16 protein-coding genes and 1 pseudogene are annotated in these 18810 nt (G+C 66.1%); 12 read left to right on the top strand and 5 right to left on the bottom strand.

Annotated elements, in window-relative coordinates; translation table 11 throughout:
* Positions 1 to 47 precede the first annotated feature (47 nt).
* Together msrP and msrQ are read left to right on the top strand one after the other, a co-directional pair.
* Positions 48 to 1025, top strand: a complete 978-nt coding sequence (gene msrP / locus AC3WOS_RS20175) for a protein-methionine-sulfoxide reductase catalytic subunit MsrP (protein WP_492717969.1) — start codon at positions 48 to 50, stop codon at positions 1023 to 1025.
* A 4-nt stretch (positions 1026 to 1029) separates the two neighbouring features.
* The gene (gene msrQ / locus AC3WOS_RS20170; RefSeq protein WP_492717967.1) at positions 1030 to 1707 is read left to right on the top strand and encodes a protein-methionine-sulfoxide reductase heme-binding subunit MsrQ; all 678 of its coding nucleotides are present in this window, start codon (positions 1030 to 1032) and stop codon (positions 1705 to 1707) included.
* 48 nt (positions 1708 to 1755) lie between these two features.
* On the opposite strand, the gene lysA is transcribed toward msrQ, so the two are convergent.
* Positions 1756 to 3033, bottom strand: coding sequence for a diaminopimelate decarboxylase (lysA, locus tag AC3WOS_RS20165; protein ID WP_492717965.1), 1278 nt, complete (start codon positions 3031 to 3033; stop codon positions 1756 to 1758).
* A gap of 3 nt (positions 3034 to 3036) precedes the next feature.
* Positions 3037 to 3219 (bottom strand): LPS translocon maturation chaperone LptM, encoded by a 183-nt coding sequence (gene lptM, locus AC3WOS_RS20160; protein ID WP_492717963.1) that lies wholly within the window; start codon positions 3217 to 3219, stop codon positions 3037 to 3039.
* A gap of 41 nt (positions 3220 to 3260) precedes the next feature.
* Here lptM and cyaY point away from each other — a divergent pair, with 41 nt between their 5' ends.
* Positions 3261 to 3596, top strand: coding sequence for an iron donor protein CyaY (gene cyaY / locus AC3WOS_RS20155; RefSeq protein WP_492717962.1), 336 nt, complete (start codon positions 3261 to 3263; stop codon positions 3594 to 3596).
* A 79-nt stretch (positions 3597 to 3675) separates the two neighbouring features.
* Here cyaY and AC3WOS_RS20150 read toward each other — a convergent pair whose 3' ends face one another.
* Positions 3676 to 6021: a penicillin-binding protein 1A gene (locus tag AC3WOS_RS20150; protein ID WP_492717960.1), complete on the bottom strand. Its 2346-nt coding sequence runs from the start codon at positions 6019 to 6021 to the stop codon at positions 3676 to 3678.
* 352 nt (positions 6022 to 6373) lie between these two features.
* Here AC3WOS_RS20150 and AC3WOS_RS20145 point away from each other — a divergent pair, with 352 nt between their 5' ends.
* From AC3WOS_RS20145 to AC3WOS_RS20105, 9 genes are all read left to right on the top strand, one after another.
* The gene (locus tag AC3WOS_RS20145; RefSeq protein ID WP_492717958.1) at positions 6374 to 7450 is read left to right on the top strand and encodes a pilus assembly protein PilM; all 1077 of its coding nucleotides are present in this window, start codon (positions 6374 to 6376) and stop codon (positions 7448 to 7450) included.
* The gene (locus tag AC3WOS_RS20140; RefSeq protein ID WP_492717957.1) at positions 7450 to 8127 is read left to right on the top strand and encodes a PilN domain-containing protein; all 678 of its coding nucleotides are present in this window, start codon (positions 7450 to 7452) and stop codon (positions 8125 to 8127) included. Before AC3WOS_RS20145 ends, AC3WOS_RS20140 begins: the two co-directional genes overlap by 1 nt.
* Positions 8128 to 8140: 13 nt before the next feature.
* Positions 8141 to 8803, top strand: coding sequence for a type IV pilus inner membrane component PilO (locus AC3WOS_RS20135; protein WP_492717955.1), 663 nt, complete (start codon positions 8141 to 8143; stop codon positions 8801 to 8803).
* Entirely contained in the window at positions 8800 to 9345 is a 546-nt protein-coding gene (locus AC3WOS_RS20130; RefSeq protein ID WP_492717954.1) for a pilus assembly protein PilP, read from the top strand. Before AC3WOS_RS20135 ends, AC3WOS_RS20130 begins: the two co-directional genes overlap by 4 nt.
* Positions 9342 to 11528: a type IV pilus secretin PilQ gene (locus tag AC3WOS_RS20125; RefSeq protein ID WP_492717953.1), complete on the top strand. Its 2187-nt coding sequence runs from the start codon at positions 9342 to 9344 to the stop codon at positions 11526 to 11528. Before AC3WOS_RS20130 ends, AC3WOS_RS20125 begins: the two co-directional genes overlap by 4 nt.
* Before the next feature lie 57 nt (positions 11529 to 11585).
* Positions 11586 to 13793: an Ig-like group 1 domain-containing protein gene (locus AC3WOS_RS20120; RefSeq protein WP_492717951.1), complete on the top strand. Its 2208-nt coding sequence runs from the start codon at positions 11586 to 11588 to the stop codon at positions 13791 to 13793.
* Between the two features lie 8 nt (positions 13794 to 13801).
* The gene (gene aroKB, locus AC3WOS_RS20115; RefSeq protein ID WP_492717950.1) at positions 13802 to 15448 is read left to right on the top strand and encodes a bifunctional shikimate kinase/3-dehydroquinate synthase AroKB; all 1647 of its coding nucleotides are present in this window, start codon (positions 13802 to 13804) and stop codon (positions 15446 to 15448) included.
* A complete protein-coding gene (locus AC3WOS_RS20110; protein WP_492717949.1) occupies positions 15448 to 16584 on the top strand; it encodes a deoxyguanosinetriphosphate triphosphohydrolase in 1137 nt (378 codons plus the stop codon). The genes aroKB and AC3WOS_RS20110 overlap by 1 nt, the downstream gene beginning before the upstream one ends.
* Before the next feature lie 92 nt (positions 16585 to 16676).
* Positions 16677 to 16973, top strand: a complete 297-nt coding sequence (locus tag AC3WOS_RS20105; protein ID WP_492717947.1) for a hypothetical protein — start codon at positions 16677 to 16679, stop codon at positions 16971 to 16973.
* Here AC3WOS_RS20105 and mutY read toward each other — a convergent pair.
* Together mutY and AC3WOS_RS20095 are read right to left on the bottom strand one after the other, a co-directional pair.
* A complete protein-coding gene (gene mutY, locus AC3WOS_RS20100; protein ID WP_492717945.1) occupies positions 16970 to 18142 on the bottom strand; it encodes an A/G-specific adenine glycosylase in 1173 nt (390 codons plus the stop codon). The genes AC3WOS_RS20105 and mutY overlap by 4 nt on opposite strands.
* A gap of 8 nt (positions 18143 to 18150) precedes the next feature.
* Positions 18151 to 18810 (bottom strand): annotated as a pseudogene (locus AC3WOS_RS20095) (GTPase); the annotation flags it as partial.

The following is an 18810-nucleotide window of genomic DNA, read 5'->3' as shown; positions in this document are numbered from 1 at the left end:
CTTGGTGGACAGACCAAGTCTCAATCCTGCCCCTTTCTGGAGTTGCCATGCTGATCAAACGTTCCCCCAACGGCATCGATATGCCGTTTCCCTCCGAAATCACGCCCCGTGCCGTGTTCGAATCGCGCCGCAGCTTCATGAAGCAGCTGGCCGCCGGCACCCTGGGCAGCGCCGCCCTGCTGGAACTGGCCAGCCGCGAAGCGTTCGCGCAGGGCACTAATCCCAAGCTGGCCGGCAAGCTCAATCCCGCCTATTCCGCGATGGACAAGCCCACCGCCTACAAGGACGCCACCAGCTACAACAACTTCTACGAATTCGGCACCGACAAGGCCGACCCGGCCCAGTACGCCCACACGCTCAAACCGCGGCCATGGACCGTCACCATCGACGGCGAAGTAAAGAAACCCATGACGCTGGACCTGGACGCGCTGCTCAAGCTGGCGCCGCTGGAAGAGCGCCTCTACCGCCTGCGCTGCGTGGAAGGGTGGTCGATGGTGATCCCGTGGATGGGCTACTCGTTCTCCGAAATCATCAAGCGGGTGGAGCCCACCGGCAACGCCAAGTACGTGGAATTCACCTCGCTGGCCGACAAGAAGCAGATGCCTGGCGTGGGCAGCCGCGTGCTCGAGTGGCCCTATGTGGAAGGCTTGCGGCTGGACGAGGCGCGCCACCCGCTGGCGCTGCTGACCCTGGGCATGTATGGCGAAACCCTGCCCAACCAGAACGGCGCCCCCGTGCGCATCGTGGTGCCGTGGAAGTACGGCTTCAAGTCGGCCAAGTCCATCGTCCGCATCCGCTTCGTCAAGGACCAGCCGCGCACGGCGTGGAACGTGGCCGCGCCGCAGGAATATGGCTTCTATTCCAACGTCAACCCGGAAGTGGACCACCCGCGCTGGTCGCAGGCCAGCGAGCGCCGCATCGGCGAGGACAGCTTCTTCACCCGCAAGCGCAAGACGCTGATGTTCAACGGCTATGCCGACGTGGCCTCGCTGTACGCCGGCATGGACTTGAAAAAATACTTCTGACGCCATGGACTACCACCCCAACCCCCGCCAGCTCGGCCTCATCAAGGGCGCCATCTTCGCGCTGGCGCTGCTTCCTTTCCTGCGCATGGTCACCCTGACCGTGACGGGGCAACTGGTCGAACCGCTGGAATTCATCACCCGCGGCACGGGCGACTGGACGCTGTACTTCCTGTGCATCACGCTGGCCGTCACGCCGCTGCGCAAGCTGAGCAAGTGGAACTGGCTGATCAAGCTGCGCCGCATGCTGGGGCTGTACGCCTTCTTCTACGCGGCCCTGCACTTCACCACCTTCCTGTGGTTCGACCACTTCTTCGACGTGCAGGAAATGTGGAAGGACGTGCTCAAGCGGCCCTTCATCACGGTCGGCTTCACGGCCTTCCTGCTGCTGGTGCCGCTGGCCGTGACCAGCACCAACGCCATGGTGCGCCGCCTGGGCGGCAAGCGCTGGCAGTGGCTGCACCGGCTGGTGTACGTGGTGGCGCCGTTGGCCATCCTGCACTTCTGGTGGATGAAGGCGGGCAAGCACAACTTCACCCAGCCCATCCTCTTCGGTGTGATCGTGGCGGTGTTGCTGGGCTCGCGCCTGCTGTGGCGGCGCCGCCAGGCGGCCGCGCCGGCGTGCGCCTGCGCCATGCCGGCCGCCAAGGTGGCGGCCAAGCGGGCAGGTTCCGTACAGGGGTAGGGAAGGTAAAGACGGACCGCCGCGCAACGGCAGCGGCCCGGTGGGGACTTACTTGATGACGGCTTCCAGCGCGTACAGCTCGGCCGGGGTCTCGCGCCGGCGCACCAGGTGGCATTGCGTGCCGTCCACGATCACTTCGGCCGCGCGGCCGCGCGTGTTGTAGTTGGACGCCATCGTCAGGCCGTAGGCGCCGGCCTGCATCATGGCCAGCAGGTCGCCCGGCTGTACGGCCAGCTTGCGGTCGCGCGCCAGCCAGTCGCCCGATTCGCAGATCGGACCCACCACGTCGTAGGTCTGGGCCGGCGCCTGGCCGGGCGCCACGGCCTGCATGTCCATCCACGCCTGGTACAGGGCGGGGCGCATCATGTCGTTCATGGCCGCGTCCACCACGCAGAAGTTCTTTTCTTCGCCGTGCTTGAGGAATTCCACCCGGGTCAGCAGCACGCCCGTGTTGCCCACGATGGAGCGGCCCGGTTCGAAGATGACCTTGATAGTCGCGCCCGCATGGCGCGCGGCGCGCCAGGCGTCCACCTTGGCGAATACGCGGCCCAGGTAGTCGGCCACGGCCACGGGAGGCGCTTCGCCGGCCTCGCCGTAGTTGATGCCGATGCCGCCGCCGATGTCGAGGTGGTGCAACACGATGCCTTCCGCGCCCAGTGTGTCGATCAGCTCGATCAGGCGGTCCAGCGCTTCCAGCAGCGGCGCGTCGTCCAGCAGCTGGGAGCCGATGTGGCAGTCGATGCCCGTCACGTCCAGGTGCGGCAGGCGGGCGGCCGTGCGGTAGGTGGCCAGCGCGTCGTCGAAGGCCACGCCGAACTTGTTGGCCTTCAGGCCGGTGGCGATGTAGGGGTGGGTCTTGGCGTCCACGTTGGGGTTCACGCGCAGCGAGATGCGGGCCCGCTTGCCCATGCTGCCGGCCACCTCGTTCAGGCGGTGCAGCTCGGGGATCGATTCCACGTTGAAGCACAGGATGTCGTGGGTGAGCGCCAGGCGCATCTCGTCCACGCTCTTGCCGACGCCGGAGAAGATCACCTTGCCTGGGTCGCCGCCGGCCGCGATCACGCGCAGCAGCTCGCCGCCGGACACGATGTCGAAACCGGCGCCCTGGCGCGCCAGCAAGTCCAGGATGGCCAGGTTGGAATTGGCCTTCATCGCGTAGCACACCAGGGCGTCGCGGCCCTGGCAGGCGTCGGCGTAGGCGGCGAAGTTGGCCAGCAGGGTGGCCTTGGAATAGACATAGGTCGGGGTGCCGAACTGCTCGGCGATGGCGCTCAGGGCGACGCCTTCGGCGTGCAGCACGCCGTCATGGTAAGAAAATTGCGACATGGATTATGGTTGGGTAACAGGTGGGGTGGGGGCCGGGGCGACGGGTGCCAGCTCTTTGCTCGTGGCAGGCTTGGCGGGTGCCTTGGGCAGGTACAGCGGGCCGGGTTGGCCGCAGGCGCTCAGCAAGGCGGACAGGCACAGGATGGTGCCAAAAACACGGGGAATGCGCGCGACGGAGGACTTCACGATTAGAATCATGGTTTGACTAGAGAAGATGGGAGTGTAGCATGGGCGAATCGGAATTCCTGGCGCAGGCGGAAAGCGCGCTGAACGCCATCGAGGCGGCGCTGGACCGCTTGAACGACGAGGACATGCTCGACGTCGAGTGCAGCCGCAGCGGCAACGTGCTGGAGATCGAGTTTATCAACAACGGCTCCAAGATCATCGTCAACAGCCAGGCGGCCATGCAGGAGCTGTGGGTGGCGGCCCGGGCCGGCGGTTTCCACTACAAGCAGCGCGACGGCCAGTGGTGCAACACGCGCGACGGCTCGGAGCTGTTCGCTACCCTGTCCGAACTGGTCACCGCCCAGTCCGGCTCGCCCGTCGTCATCACACCGGACTGACGGCCCGGCCGGCCAGGCGGCCGGCGGCGTTGCCGTGTGCGCCGCGCCCCCCGCCGGCCGGGACGGCGGCGCGGGCCGGTCAGAACAGCTCGTTCTTGACCGTGTCCCGGGTCTTTTCCTCGGCCGGGGTGCCATGGCCGGGGCCGTCCAGGCTGTGCACGCCCGTGCCGGGCGGGTTTTCCGCGTAATAGTATTCATCGCCCACCAGCATCATGCCTTCGGGCACGGCCCGCTCCTCGATGGGGATGCTTTTCAGGGCCTTCTGCATATAGCCTATCCAGATCGGCAGGGCCAGGCCGCCCCCCGTTTCCTTGTTGCCCAGGTTCTTGGGCTGGTCGTACCCGATCCACGCGATGCCCACCAGCTTGGACTGGTAGCCGGCGAACCAGGCGTCGATGGAATCGTTGGTGGTGCCCGTCTTGCCGGCGATGTCGGGCCGCTTGAGCACCAGGGCCTTGGTGGCCGTGCCGTAGCGCACCACATCCTTGAGCATGGAATCCATCAGGAAGGCGTTGCGCTCGTCGATCACGCGGTTCTTCTCGTCGCCGGCCAGGTCGGGCGCGGCCTGCGACAGCACCTTGCCGTCCGCGTCCGTCACCTTGGCGATCAGGTAGGGGCTGACCTTGTAGCCGCCGTTGGCGAACACGGCGTAGGCGCCCGCCATCTGCAGCGGCGTCACGTTGCCGGCGCCCAGGGCCAGCGTCAGGTAGGGCGGGTTCTTGTCGGCGTCGAAGCCGAAGCGGGTGCTGTATTCCTGGCCGTATTTGGCGCCTATCTTGTGCAGGATGCGGATCGAGATCATGTTCTTGGACTTGGTCAAGCCGCGGCGCATGGTCATCGGGCCTTCATACTTGTTGTCGTAGTTCTTCGGTTCCCAGGCCTGGCCGCCCGTCTGGCCGGCGTCGAACGAGATGGGGGCGTCGTTGATGACGGTGGACGGCGACAGGCCCCGCTCCAGCGAGGCCGAATAGATGAAGGGCTTGAACGAGGAACCGGGCTGGCGCCAGGCCTGGGTCACGTGGTTGAACTTGTTGCGGTTGTAGTCGAAGCCGCCCACCATGGCCTTGATGGCGCCGTCCTGGGTGCTGGCGGCGATGAAGGCCGATTCGATCTCCGGCATCTGCGTCACCAGCCAGTCCTTGCCCTCCTGCATGACGCGGATCACGGCGCCGCGGCGGATGCGCTTGTTGGGCGCGGCCTTGTCCGACAGCCACGAGCGGCCCATCTCCAGGCCGGCGCCCGTGATGGCGATTTCCTCGCCGGAGGCGGTGACGGCCGTGATCTTCTGCGGCGTCGCCTGCAGCACCATGGCGGCCACGATGTCGTCGCTGTCGGGGTGGTCGGCCAGTTCCGTCTCGATGGCGTCGTCCGCCTCTTCCTTGTTGCCGGGGATGTCGATGTATGCTTCCGGGCCCCGGTAGGCGTGGCGCTTCTCGTAGTCCATCACGCCGCGGCGCAGGGCCAGGTAGGCCGCGTCCTGGTCGGCCTTGGTGATGGTGGTAAATACGTTCAGGCCGCGCGTGTAGGTGTCTTCCTTGAACTGCTCGTAGACCAGCTGGCGCGCCATTTCCGCCACATATTCCGCGTGCACGCCAAATTCGCTGCTGTCGGTCTTGACCTTCAGTTGCTCGGCCCTGGCTTGCTCGAACTGCTGGTCGCTGATGTAGCCCAGCTCGTGCATGCGGATCAGGATGTATTGCTGGCGCGCCCGGGCCCGCTTGGGATTGACCACCGGGTTGTAGGCCGACGGCGCCTTGGGCAGGCCGGCCAGCATGGCCGCCTCGGCCACGGAAATATCCTTCAGGTTCTTGCCGAAGTAGATCTGGGCCGCCGACGAGAAGCCGTAGGCGCGCTGGCCCAGGTAGATCTGGTTCATGTAGACCTCGAGGATCTGGTCCTTGCTGAGGTTCTGCTCGATCTTCCACGCCAGCAGCGCCTCATAGGCTTTGCGCTTGAGGGTCTGCTCGCTCGACAGGAAGAAGTTACGGGCCACCTGCTGGGTGATGGTGGAGGCGCCCTGGCGCGCGCCGCCCGTCAGGTTGTGCACGGCCGCCCGCAGGATGCCCGTGTAGTCGATGCCGCCGTGCTCGTAAAAGCGGTCGTCCTCGATGGCCAGCACGGCCTTCTTCATCACGTCCGGGATATCCTTGAAACGCACCAGGTTGCGCCGCTCTTCGCCGAACTCGCCCAGCAGCACGTTGTCGGCGGAAAAGATGCGCAGCGGCATCTTGGGGCGGTAGTCGGTCAGCGTGTCCAGCTCCGGCAGGTTGGGGTAGGCCAGCGCCAGGCCCAGCACCACCAGCAGCAGGGCGCCCAGGCCCAGGCCCACCATGGCGATGGCGGCCATCAGGAAGAAATGCCGGGGTTGGCCGCCTTTGCCGGCGGAAGGAGTCGGGGTCGGTGGAGCCGTAGGGGAGGAAGTCATGCGCGCGTCAGCTTTCGGTAGGAATTGCGGGCCATTATAAGCGAGCGGCCGGGGCGGCGGCGCGATGCTGGCGCGGGCCAGGAAATTTCCACGTGAACAACAAAACAACTTAGTTATTCAGGGTGCCACAGCCTGGTGCGCGACTGTGGCGTCAGGGGCACACCAAGCCAATTGTGCACAATAGAAATACCTTTACACATATATTGCCAGCATTTAATGTACGGTCTTATATTGGCAGTCTAAACGCTGGTTTTCAAACGAGTTCCCCTATGCAAACAGTTCCAGTGTACGTCGGGCAGCACCGCAGCGGCAGCGCCAGCCGTGGTGGCGTCCTTGGCCGTGGGGCACCGTCATGATCGACCTGCAGACGCTGCTGGGCCAGGGCAATCCGCCGCTGGTCGGGGTCGACATCAGCACCTCCAGCGTGCGCCTGGTGGAACTGGCGCCGGCCGGCAAGGACGGTATCCGGCTCGAGCGCTACGCGGCCGAACCGCTGCCGCGCGGCGCCGTGGTCGACGGCAATATCGAGAACCTGGAGCAAGTGGTCGAGGCCGTGCGCCGGGTGTGGAAAAAGAGCGGCACGCGCGCCAAGCATGTGGCGCTGGGCATGCCGCCGGCGTCCGTCATCACCAAGAAGATCATCCTGCCGGCCGGGCTGTCGGAAGACCAGCTGGAAGTGCAGGTCGAATCGGAAGCGAGCCAGTACATCCCGTTCGCGCTCGACGAAGTGAGCCTGGACTTCGACGTGATCGGCCCGGCCGCCGGCTCGGCCGAAGACATCGAAGTCATGCTGGCCGCCTCGCGCCGCGAAAAGGTGGAGGACCGGGTGGCGATCGCCGAAGCGTCCGGCCTGAAGGCGTCCGTGATGGACATCGAATCGTATGCGGCGCGCGCCGCGCTCGACCGCGTGATGGCCCTGCTGCCCGACGCCGGCGCCGGCCAGGTGGTGGCCCTGTTCCAGCTCGGGGCCCAGGTTACCCATATTTCCGTGCTGCTCGACGGCGCCACCATCTATGAGCGCGAGCAAGCGTTCGGCGGCAACACCCTGACCCAGGACATCGTGCGCGCCTACGGCATGGCGTGGGACGAGGCCGAGGCGCGCAAGAAGTCGGGCGAACTGCCCGACAACTACGTCAACGACTTGCTGACCCCCTTCCTGGAAAGCGCGGCGCTGGAAGTGACGCGTGCCATCCAGTTCTTCTTCACGTCCACTCCCTACACCAAGGTCGACCAGCTGTACCTGGCCGGCGGCTGCGCCCTGATCCCCGGCCTGCTGGACCTGGTGGCCAGCCGCACCAAGATATCCAGCGCCGTGGTGTCGCCGTTCAAGGGCATGCAACTGGCGCCGTCCGTGCGCGAATCGCAGTTGCGCCTCGACGCGCCTGCCTATCTGGTCGCCTGCGGCCTGGCCTTGCGGAGGTTTGGCTGATGATCAGAATTAACCTGCTGCCCCACCGCGAGGAAAAGCGCAAGCAGAAGAAGGCCGCCTTCTTCGCCCTGCTGACCCTGGGCGCCATCGCCGGCGCCGCCATCGTGCTGCTGGTGGGGGCGTACAACGCGCGCCGCATCTCGATCCAGAACGAACGCAACCAGGTGATCAAGGGCGCCATCGTCGTGCTCGACAAGAAGATCGCCGAGATCGCCACCCTGAAGCAGGAAATCGAAGCGCTCAAGGCGCGCCAGCAAGCGGTGGAAGACTTGCAGGGCGACCGCAACCAGCCCGTCTACCTGATGGACGAGCTGGTCAAGCAGACCCCGGCCGGCGTCTACCTCAAGGCCTTCAAGCAGGAAGGCCAGAAGGTCACCGTCAACGGCTATGCCCAGTCGCAGGAGCGGGTCTCCGAACTGTTGCGCAACCTGGCCGGCGCCTCGCCGTGGCTGGAGCGGCCCGACCTGATCGAAGTGCGCTCGACGGGGCTGGGCCAGGGCAAGACGGCCAAGAAAGTGGTGGAATTCAATCTCACGGTCAACATCAAACGGCCGCGCGACAAGGACCAGCCCGCCGCTGGCGGGAAATTGGGCGCCAAGCCTGGCGCCAAACCCGGCGCCAATCCCGGCGCCGGCGCCAGCGCGCCTGCGACCGGCTTGCCGCCGGCCCAGCCTTGAATACGGAACCGATATGGCCGATCTGAAAAACATGGGAGCGTCGCTGGCGGCGCAGTTTCGCGGCCTGAACGACCGGCATCCGGGCCAGTGGCCGCTGGCGCCGCGCCTGCTGTGCGCCTTCGGCGTGCTGGCCGGCGTCGTCGCGCTCGGCTATTTCGCCTACTGGGACAGCCAGTTCGAGGAGCAGGACGCGGGCGCCCAGGCCGAACTCAAGCTGCGCGACGAATACCGCTTCAAGGAGGGCCAGGCCGTCAACCTGGACGCCTTGCGGGCCCAGAAGGTGCAGGTCGACCAGTATGTGGACCGGCTGCAGAAGCAGCTGCCGAGCAAGGCGGAAATGGCGGCCCTGCTGTCGGACATCAACCAGGCCGGCCTGGGACGGGGCTTGCAGTTCGAACTGTTCAAGCCGGGCCAGGTGGTGGTCAAGGATTACTACGCCGAATTGCCGATCGATATCAAGGTCACGGGCAGCTACCACGACATCGGCGCCTTCACGGGCGACATGGCCAACCTGCCGCGCATCGTCACCCTCAACAACATGGCCATCACGGCCGGCAAGGATGGCGGGCTGACGCTCGACGCCGTGGCCAAGACCTTCCGCTACCTCGATCCGGAAGAAGTGGCGGCCCAGCGCAAGGCCATGGCCGACAAGAAAAAGGCGGCGAAAAAATCATGAGACAGCTCCTGAAACAGGGCTTGCCGGCACTGGCCGTCGCCGTGCTGCTGGCCGGCTGCGGCGACAGCGACGAACAGGAAGTGCGGCAGTGGATGAAGCAGGTCGACGCCGAGTCGCACGTGGCGGTACCGCCGCTGGCGCCGCCCAAGACCTTCATCCCCTTCGTGTACGCGTCCAACGACGCGGTCGACCCCTTCAACCCCAACAAGCTGCTGGTGGAGCTGGCCAAGGCGGCCAACCGCGGCGGCGGCGTGCGGCCCGACATGGAGCGGCGCAAGGAATTGCTCGAGAGCTATCCGCTGGACACGGTGAAGATGGTGGGCACGCTGCAGAAAGGGGGCGTGATCTACGCCCTGCTGCAGATCGACCGGGCCGTGCACCAGGTCCGGGCCGGCCAGCACGTGGGCCAGAACTTCGGCCTGATCACCGGCGTGAGCGAGAACGCCGTCAATATCAAGGAAATCGTACAGGATGCGACCGGCGATTGGGTCGAACGCATGTCGAAGTTGGAGCTGCAGGAAAGCAAGGAGACCACCAAATGATCGCATTCATCCCCACCGCGCTGGCCGCCCGCGCGCGCCAGGCCGGCCTGTTGCTGGCGCTGGCCTGCGGCGCCGTCTGGCCGGGCGCCGTGCCGGCCCAGCCGGTGGCCGCCGCCACCGCGGCCAACGCCATCGAATCGATCAGCGCCAACCGCCAGGGGGCCAACGTGATCGTCAAGATCACCCTGCGCCAGGCGCCGGAAAAACTGCCGATCGGCTTTGCCATCACCAACCCGCCCCGCATCGCGCTCGACTTCGGCGCCACCGTCAACGCCACCGGCAAGAACACGGAGGAGCTGAACCTGGGCGACCTGCACAGCGTGAACGTGGTGCAGGCCGGCGAGCGCTCGCGCCTGGTGTTCAACCTCAAGCGCAGCCTGAACTACGCCACCGCCATCGACGGCAACGCCATCATCCTCACCATCGACGGTTCCGGCGGCGTGGCCACGGCCGTCGACGCCAGCGGCCTGCCGGTGGCCAAGGCCCAGCCCGTCGCCAAGGGACGTCAACTGCTGCGCGACATGGACTTCCGGCGCGGCGCCAACGGCGAGGGCCGGGTCGTGGTCGACCTGCCCAACAGCCAGGTGGCCGTCGACGTGCGCCAGGTGGCCACCGGCGTGGTGGTCGACTTCCTCAAGACGGGCGTGCCGGAATCGCTGCGGCGCCGGCTCGACGTGGGCGACTTCGGCACCCCCGTGCACCTGATCACCACCGTGCCCCAGGGCGAGAACACGCGCATGACGATCGAGGCGCGCGGCCTGTGGGAACAGACCGTGTACCAGAGCGAGACCCAGCTGGTGATCGACGTCAAGCCGATCAAGGAAGACCCCAACAAGCTGACCCAGGGCACCCAGGGCTACCGTGGCGAGAAGCTGTCGTTCAATTTCCAGAACGTGGAAGTGCGGGCCGCGCTGCAAGCGATCGCCGACATTTCCGGGCTCAACATCATCACCAGCGACAGCGTGTCGGGCAACCTGACGCTGCGCCTGAAGGAAGTGCCATGGGACCAGGCGCTGGACGTGGTGCTGCAGGCCAAGGGCCTGGACATGCGCAAGAACGGCAGCGTGCTGTGGATCGCGCCCAAGGAGGAATTGCTGACCAAGGAGAAGCTCGAGCTCGAGCAGCGGGCCCAGATCGCCGACCTCGAGCCGCTCAAGTCCGAGATCTTCCAGCTCAACTACCAGAAGGCCGAAGCGTTCAAGACCGTGTTCGGCCTGGAAGGCGGCAGCGACAGCAAGAACCGCATGCTCTCCAAGCGCGGCAGCGCCATCATCGAGCCGCGCACCAACCAGCTGTTCGTGACCGACATCGCTTCCAAGCTGGACGATATCCGCAAGCTGATCGCCAAGACCGACATCGCCACCAAGCAGGTGCTGATCGAGGCCCGCATCGTCGAGGCCAGCGACACCTTCACCCGCAACCTCGGCGCCAAGCTGGGCTTTGCCGACCTGCGCACGCTGCGCGGCGGCGATTCCGGCTACCAGATCGGCACCAGCAACACCCGGGTCGCCATCGGCGGCAATATCACGGGCGTCGGCCAGGTGACGGGCCAGACCCCGGACAAGGGCGACGGCTACACCAACAGCCAGCTGATTAACTTGCCGGCCGCCAACATCAACGGCGTGTCGGCCGGTAACCTGGCCGTCAGCCTGTTCTCGTCGGCCGCCAACCGCTTCCTCAACCTGGAGCTGTCGGCCCTCGAGGCGGACGGCACCGGCAAGATCATTTCCAGCCCGCGCGTGATCACGGCCGACAAGGCCGTGGCCCTGATCGAGCAGGGCATCGAACTGCCCTACCAGGTGGCCACCAGCAGCGGCGCCACCTCCATCGTGTTCCGCAAGGCCAACCTGCGGCTGGAAGTGACGCCCCAGATCACCCCCGACGGCAACGTGGTGGTGGACGTGGATGTCAACAAGGACAGCGTGGGCCAGGAAACGCGGGCCGGCTTCGCCATCGATACCAAGCACGTCAAGACCCAGGTCATGGTCGAGAACGGCGGCACGGTGGTGCTGGGCGGCATTTACCAGCAGGTCGAGCGCAAGGAAGTGAGCAAGATCCCGTTCCTGGGCGACGTGCCGGTGCTCGGTTATCTGTTCCGCACCACGGGCCGTACCAACGACAAGACGGAATTGCTGGTATTTATCACGCCAAAGATTGTCGCCGACCGGCTCTCGACGCGATAATGACAAGATTGTGTGGCAAACAAGGGTAATACGATGATCACTAAGGAAAGAAGCGTCATGAAAAAAATCACCGGATGGCTGGCGCTGCTTGCCTGTTCGACCCTGCTGGCCGCCTGCGGCGGCGGCGGCGGTTCGCCTGGCACCAACAGCAACGGCGTGGCCCCGTCCAAGGCGGCCTCCGTGCTGCTGATCGCCAGCGCCAGTACCATCGACTCGTCCGGCGTCGATGGCACGGAAGTGACGCTGACGGTCATCGTCAAGGATGCCAACAGCAATGTGCTGCCGGGCGAGACGGTCAGCTTCACTGCCGATTCCGGTAACATCACCAACACCGTGCGCCAGACCAATACCAGCGGCACCGTGGTGGAAAAACTCAACACCAAGGGCAATCCAACGCCGCGCACCATCACCATCACGGCCAGCGCCGGCAACGCCACCTCGGCCCCCATCAAGGTGGTGGTGGTACCGGCCACCCCGACCCTGGTGCTGACCACCGATTCGGGTGTGCTGCAGTCGGCCGGCGCCTCGGGCAACGAGGTCAACCTGGTGGCCCTGGTCAAGGATGCCAACAATTCCGTCGTGCCCGGGGTGAAGGTGGACCTGTCGGCCGACTCGGGCAGCCTGTCGCTGACCAACCGCATCACGGACGCCAGCGGCAAGGTGACGGAGAAGCTCAGCACCGGCGGTGACCCCACTTCGCGCACCATCACCGTCACGGCCACGGCGCCCGGCGCCCATGCCGTCACGGCCGTCGTCAACGTGGTCGGCAACAAGCTCGTCATCAACAACAGCAGCACGGTGCGGGTCGGCGCCAGCACCGACGTCACCGTCAAGCTGGTCGACTCGGCCGGCAACGCGCTGGCCGGCCGCGCCGTGGCCTTCAGTTCCACCGCCAATACGCTGACCGTCAAGGGCGGCGGCGCCGCCGTCACCAACACGGCCGGCCAGCTGGTGCTGAGCTACTCGGCCAGCACGCCGGGCCCCGACACCATCGTCGTCAAGGCCATGGGCGAGACGGCCAGCTCGAGCATCACCATCAGCGCCTCGAACTTCAACGTGGCGGCCGTCGACGGCAAAGGCAATCCCGTCTCCAGCGCCGACATCAACACTTGCCAGACGGTGAGCATCCATTACGACGTGAGCGGGGTGAATCAAACGGGCCCCGTGGCACTGAGCGCGTCGCGCGGCAACGTCTACAGCGACCCGGGTTGCTCGGCCGTGCTCAACACGCCACTGACCTTGATCGATGGCAATGTGCTGGGCTATGTGAAAGCGGCCAGCCCCGGCATGGCCACGCTGACGGCCAACGCGGGTGGGCTGACCGTGCAGGGGACGGTGGAGTTCCTGGCACCGCTGACGGCCAGCGGCACCATCAGCGTGCAGGCCGATCCGGCCGTGGTGGGCGCCAACCTGCCGGGCAGCACCGTGCAGCAAACGACGTTGCGCGCCATCGTGCGCGACGGCACGGTCGAGAACAACCTGGTCAAGAATGCCCAGGTGGCCTTCTCCATCGTGACCGACCCCAGCGGCGGCAGCCTGACCCAGCCGTCCGTCGTCACGACGGGCAGCGACGGTTCCGCCTCCATCAGCTATATTGCCGGCACGGCGGACACCAAGCTCGACGGTGTGACCGTCAAGGCCCAGCTGCAAGGGGCCTCGACGGCCAGCGCCACGGTCAACCTGACGGTGGCCAAGAAGTCGCTGTTCATCAGCGCCGGTACCGGCGCCACCATCGGCACGCCATCGCCGGCCACCTACCAGGTCGACTATGCCGTGTTCGTGACGGACGCCTCGGGCAACGCCGTGCCCGGCGTGAACATTACCGGCTCCGTGCGTCCGCGTTACTACTACAAGGGCCAGCTGTACTTCCAGGGCATCCAGGGACCATGGGCCCTGAGCTCGGACCCCGACAAGGTGCCCACCGCTTGCCTGAATGAGGATACCAACAGCAACGGCATCATGGAGTCGGGTGAAGACGTCAACGGCAATGGCCGTCTCGACCCCGGCATTCCCATCACGGTGACCTCGAACGGCACCACCGATGCCAACGGCCAGGCTGTCGTATCGCTGATCTACCCGCGTGACCGCGCCAACTGGCTTACCATCGACCTGACCATCCGGGGCCAAGTGTCCGGTACCGAAGCGCGCTATGTGGGCTATACTCGCCTGCCCGGGTTGGCGACCGACTTTGCCTCGCTGACGACGTTGCCGCCGGGCCGGGTCAGCCCGTATGGCACGGCCACCGATTGCAGCAATCCAAACTAAGTTAGTCCATGCAAAATGTGTTTTTAGTGGGGCTGATGGGTGCCGGCAAGACGACGATAGGCCGCATCCTCGCCCGCAAGCTGGGCTTGAAGTTCATCGATTCGGATCACGAGATCGAGGCCCGCACCGGCGCCTCCATCCCGTGGATCTTCGAGATCGAGGGCGAACAGAGTTTCCGCCGGCGCGAGGCGGACGTGATCCGCGAGCTGACCGCCCAGCAGGGCATCGTGCTGGCCACGGGCGGCGGCGCCATCCTCAATCCGGACAGCCGCGCCTACCTGCAGGCGCGCGGCACCGTGATCTACCTGCGCGCCAGCGTCAACAGCATCCTGGCCCGCACCGCCCACGACAAGAACCGGCCCCTGCTGCAAACGGCCGATCCGCGCAAAAAGCTGGAAGAATTGATGGCCTTGCGCGACCCGCTGTATCAGGAAGTGGCGCACGTGGTGATCGATACGGGCCGACCTAACGTACAATCGATGGTTCAGACCATTTTGACCCATCTGGACAGCCTGGCATGCCAGGCTGCGCCGGACTGCGTCACACAAGCCGAGCCATCGATGAGCGAACAAACCACCATTCTGTTAAACGTAGACCTGGGCGAGCGCAGCTACCCCATTGCAATCGGTCCCCAATTGCTGCACGACGGCGCCCTGCTGGCGCGCCACGTGGGCGGCCGCAAGGTGGCCATCGTCACCAACACCACCGTCGCGCCGCTTTACCTGGCGCGGCTGGAAGAGGGCTTGCGCACGGCCGGCAAGGACGTGCTGTCCATCGTGCTGCCGGACGGCGAGGAGCACAAGAACTGGACCAGCCTGATGCAGATCTTCGACACCCTGCTGGCCAACAAGGCCGACCGCAAGACCACGCTGATCGCCCTGGGCGGCGGCGTGATCGGCGACCTGACCGGCTACGCGGCGGCCAGCTACATGCGTGGCATCGACTTCATCCAGGTGCCCACCACCTTGCTGGCCCAGGTCGATTCGTCCGTGGGCGGCAAGACGGGCATCAACCACCCCATGGGCAAGAACATGATCGGTGCGTTCTACCAGCCCCGTACCGTGATCGCCGACACCAGCACGCTGGAAACCCTGCCCGCGCGCGAACTGTCGGCCGGCCTGGCCGAAGTGATCAAGCACGGCGCCATCATCGACGCCGCCTTCTTCGACTGGATCGAAGCGAACATCGCCAAGCTGATGGCGCGCGACAAGGGCGCGCTGGCCTACGCCATCGCCCGCTCGTGCGAAATCAAGGCCGACGTGGTGCGCCAGGATGAACGGGAAGGTGGCTTGCGCGCCATCCTCAATTTCGGCCACACCTTTGGCCACGCCATCGAGGCGGGCCTGGGCTACGGCCACTGGCTGCACGGCGAAGCCGTCGGCTGCGGCATGGTGATGGCGGCCGACCTGTCGCACCGCATGGGCCTGGTCGACGCGGCCACCGTCGAGCGCGTGCGCGCGCTGGTGGCGGCGGCCGGCCTGCCCGTCAAGGCGCCCGACCTGGGCACGGCGCGCTGGCTGGAGCTGATGGAAGTGGACAAGAAGAACGAAGGCGGCGCCATCAAGTTCATCCTGCTCAAGCCGCTGGGCGCGCCCAGCATCACCAACGCGCCGCAGGAACTGCTGCTGGCCACGCTGGCCGCCTGCGTGCAGTGATGCAGCCGGAAGCCCACCTGGCCCCGTACGCCGCCCACAGCGAGGGCGGGGCCGGGCGGCGCTATCCGGAAACGGCACACGCCTCGCGCAGCCAGTTCCAGCGCGACCGCGACCGCATCATCCACAGCTCGGCCTTCCGCCGGCTCGAATACAAGACCCAGGTCTTCCTCAACCACGAGGGCGACCTGTTCCGCACCCGCCTGACCCACAGCCTGGAAGTGGCCCAGATCGGCCGTTCGCTGGCGCGCAACCTGCGCCTGAACGAAGACCTGGTGGAAGCCATTTCGCTGGCCCACGACCTGGGCCACACGCCGTTCGGCCACGTGGGCCAGGATGTGCTCAACGAATGCATGCGGCATCATGGCGGCTTCGAGCACAACCTGCAAAGCCTGCGCGTGGTGGACGAACTGGAGGAGCATTACGGCGCCTTCGACGGCCTGAACCTGATGTTCGAGACGCGCGAAGGCATCCTCAAGCACTGCTCGCTGACCAATGCCCGGCTGCTGGGGCCGGTGGCCGAGCGCTTCATCAAGAAAAGCCAGCCGTCGCTGGAAGCCCAGCTGACCAACCTGGCCGACGAGATCGCCTACAACAGCCACGACATCGACGATGGCCTGCGTTCGGGCCTGATCACCATCACCCAGCTGGAGCAGGTCGATTTCTTCGCCCGCCTGTGGCGCGACGTGCAGGCGAGCTACCCCGGCCTGGCCGGCCGGCGTGCCATCTACGAAACGCTGCGGCGCCTGATCACGGCCCTGGCCGACGACTTGATCGTCACCTCCGGCCAGCTGCTGGCCGACGCGGCGCCGGCCGATATCGAGGCCGTGCGGGCCAGTGCGCCGCTGATCCGTTTTTCCGACCCCATGCGCAAGGATGCCACCGAGCTCAAGCGCTTCCTGCGCGCCAACCTGTACCAGCATTACCAGGTCAACCGCATGCGGGTGAAGGCCAGCCGCATCGTGCGCGAACTGTTCGACGCCTTCATGGCCGAGCCCGTGCTGCTGCCGCCCGATTACCAGGACCAGTCGGGCGATCCCGACAAGCGGGCCCGCAAGATTGCCGACTACATCGCCGGCATGACGGACCGCTACGCCATCCGCGAACACCGCCGCCTGTTCTCGCTCGAGGAATTGTAGGCCTGCCTGACACGGCGCAATGGCTGCCCGTGCGCCGCTTGACCTTTGTCGCGTCGTGGATAAAGATGAAAGTCTCAGACGGGGAAATTGTCATGGATGAGCAGACCAGCGAGCGTATCTATGCGATGGACAATCGGATCGGCACGGTTGAAACCGAGGTGGCCGTGATCCAGTCCAATTACGTCAAACGGGACGAGTTTGCCGAGTTGCGTGCTGAGATGGCGGAGAATTTCCGTGGTGTCGAGCAGCGGTTCGGCGAGGTGCAGCGCCAGTTCGGCGAAGTGCGTGTCGAAATCAAGGAACTCGGCAACAGCATGCTGAGGTGGATGGTAGCCACCCACCTCGCGTTCTTCATCGCCATCGTCACCGTCGTCCACTACGTGCGTTAGAACATGCGCCGCTGCGCCGCAGCCCCAACCCCCAGCAATTCCACCAGCAGTTTCTTGACCGGCGCCGGCAGCGCCGCCTCGGCCAGCGTGGCGCCGTCATGCCACTGGTGGCCGTCGCCGGCGGCCAGCGCATGGCGCCGCGTCAGCGTCACCCGGTAGGGCGCGATGTGCAGCTTGTAATGCGTGAACACGTGGGTGATGGTCGACAGCTTCTCGTGCGACTCCATCTCGCCGAACGGCGCCACGGCCGCCATCAACGCCGCGTCGGCGGCCGGCGCCACCTGGTCGTCTTCGGCCAGCGTATGGCCGTCGAGCTCCGGCAGCGACAGCAGGCCGCCCCAGATGCCGCTGGCGGGCCGCTGCTGCAACAGCACCTGGCCCTGGTCGACGATGGCCAGCAGGGTGGCATGCTTTTCCGGGCTGGCTTTCTTCGGCTTGCGCACGGGCAGTTGCGCGGTGCGCCCCGTGGCCAGCGCCACGCAGCGCGCCTGCAGCGGACAGCGTTCGCACGACGGGCTGCTGCGCGTGCACAGCGTGGCGCCCATGTCCATCAAGCCCTGGGTGTAGGCCTCGATGCCCTGTTCCGGCAGCAGCGCCTCGGCGCGCCGCCACATGGCTTCCTCCACCTTCTTCTCGCCCGGATAGGCGGCTATACCGAAGGCGCGCGCGAACACGCGCTTGACGTTGCCGTCCATGATGGCGGCCCGCACCCCGCCGGAAAACGCGGCGATGGCGGCCGCCGTCGAGCGGCCGATGCCGGGCAGGTCAGCCAGCAGGCGCGGGTCGGAGGGGAATACGCCGCCATGCTCGGCCACCACGCGCTGGGCGCACTTGTGCAGGTTGCGGGCGCGGGTGTAGTAGCCCAGGCCGCTCCACTGCGCCATCACGTCTTCCACCGGGGCCGCGGCCAACTCGCGCAGGGTAGGGAAGCGCTCCAGGAAGCGGGCGTAATAACCGAGCACGGCGCTGACCTGGGTCTGCTGCAGCATGATCTCGGACAGCCACACCAGGTAGGCGTCGCGCGTGTTCTGCCACGGCAGCGCGTGGCGGCCGTGCTGGCGCTGCCAGGCGATGATGGCGGCGGAAAAAGTGGGGTCGGCCAGTTGCTCCGGGGCCGGTTCCAGGTCCGCCGCGCCGGCCGGCGCGCACGGGTAATCCAAACGTTTCATGCTGTTCCTCAGGCGGCCGCGTCGAGCGCGACGAATTCCGCGTTGATCGCGATGCTGATGTTGCCCGCCAATTCGTTGAGACGCGCCTTGCGCAGTTCCAGCTCGCGCTGGCCCGCTTCGAACGCGTCGATTTTCTGTTCCAGGCTGTCGGTCGCATCGTGGATGCGCTGGATCGATGCCAGCCGGTGCTTGAGCTGGTCCTTGTGCTGCCGTATCTGCGCCTCCAGCGGCGCCATGATCACCTTCAGCCACGCTTCGGCGTCGTTGTTGGCGGCCTTGAAGCAGGCCCGCACGCGCGAGGCGATGGTGTCGAAGAATTTCTCCATCAGCACCACGCGGCTGGTGGTGAGCAGGGTGGCCGTGCCGAACTGGCGGGCGTAGATGGCCTCGATGGCGGCGATCTCGTTGCGGTAGCGTTCCAGCGTGAACGGCATGGGCATGGCCAGCGTCAGCCCGTGTTCGTTGGAGAAGCGGCGGTACATCACGCCCATCATGTCGGCGATTTCCACCGTCTTGGCGTCGGCCGCGTCCAGGCTGGCGCGGATGCGCTCGAAATACTGGCGCACCGCTTCGCGCACGCCCGTGAAGAAGCGGCTGCGCTGCATTTCCGCGCGCACCAGCTCGATATCGTCGCGCACCAGGTCCATGCCCATGCAGGTGTAGAGCTC

It is taken from the genome of Rugamonas sp. FW305-51 (assembly GCF_058786935.1).
Note: the sequence above shows the minus strand (reverse complement) of the source record. Positions and strands in the feature narration are given on the sequence as shown.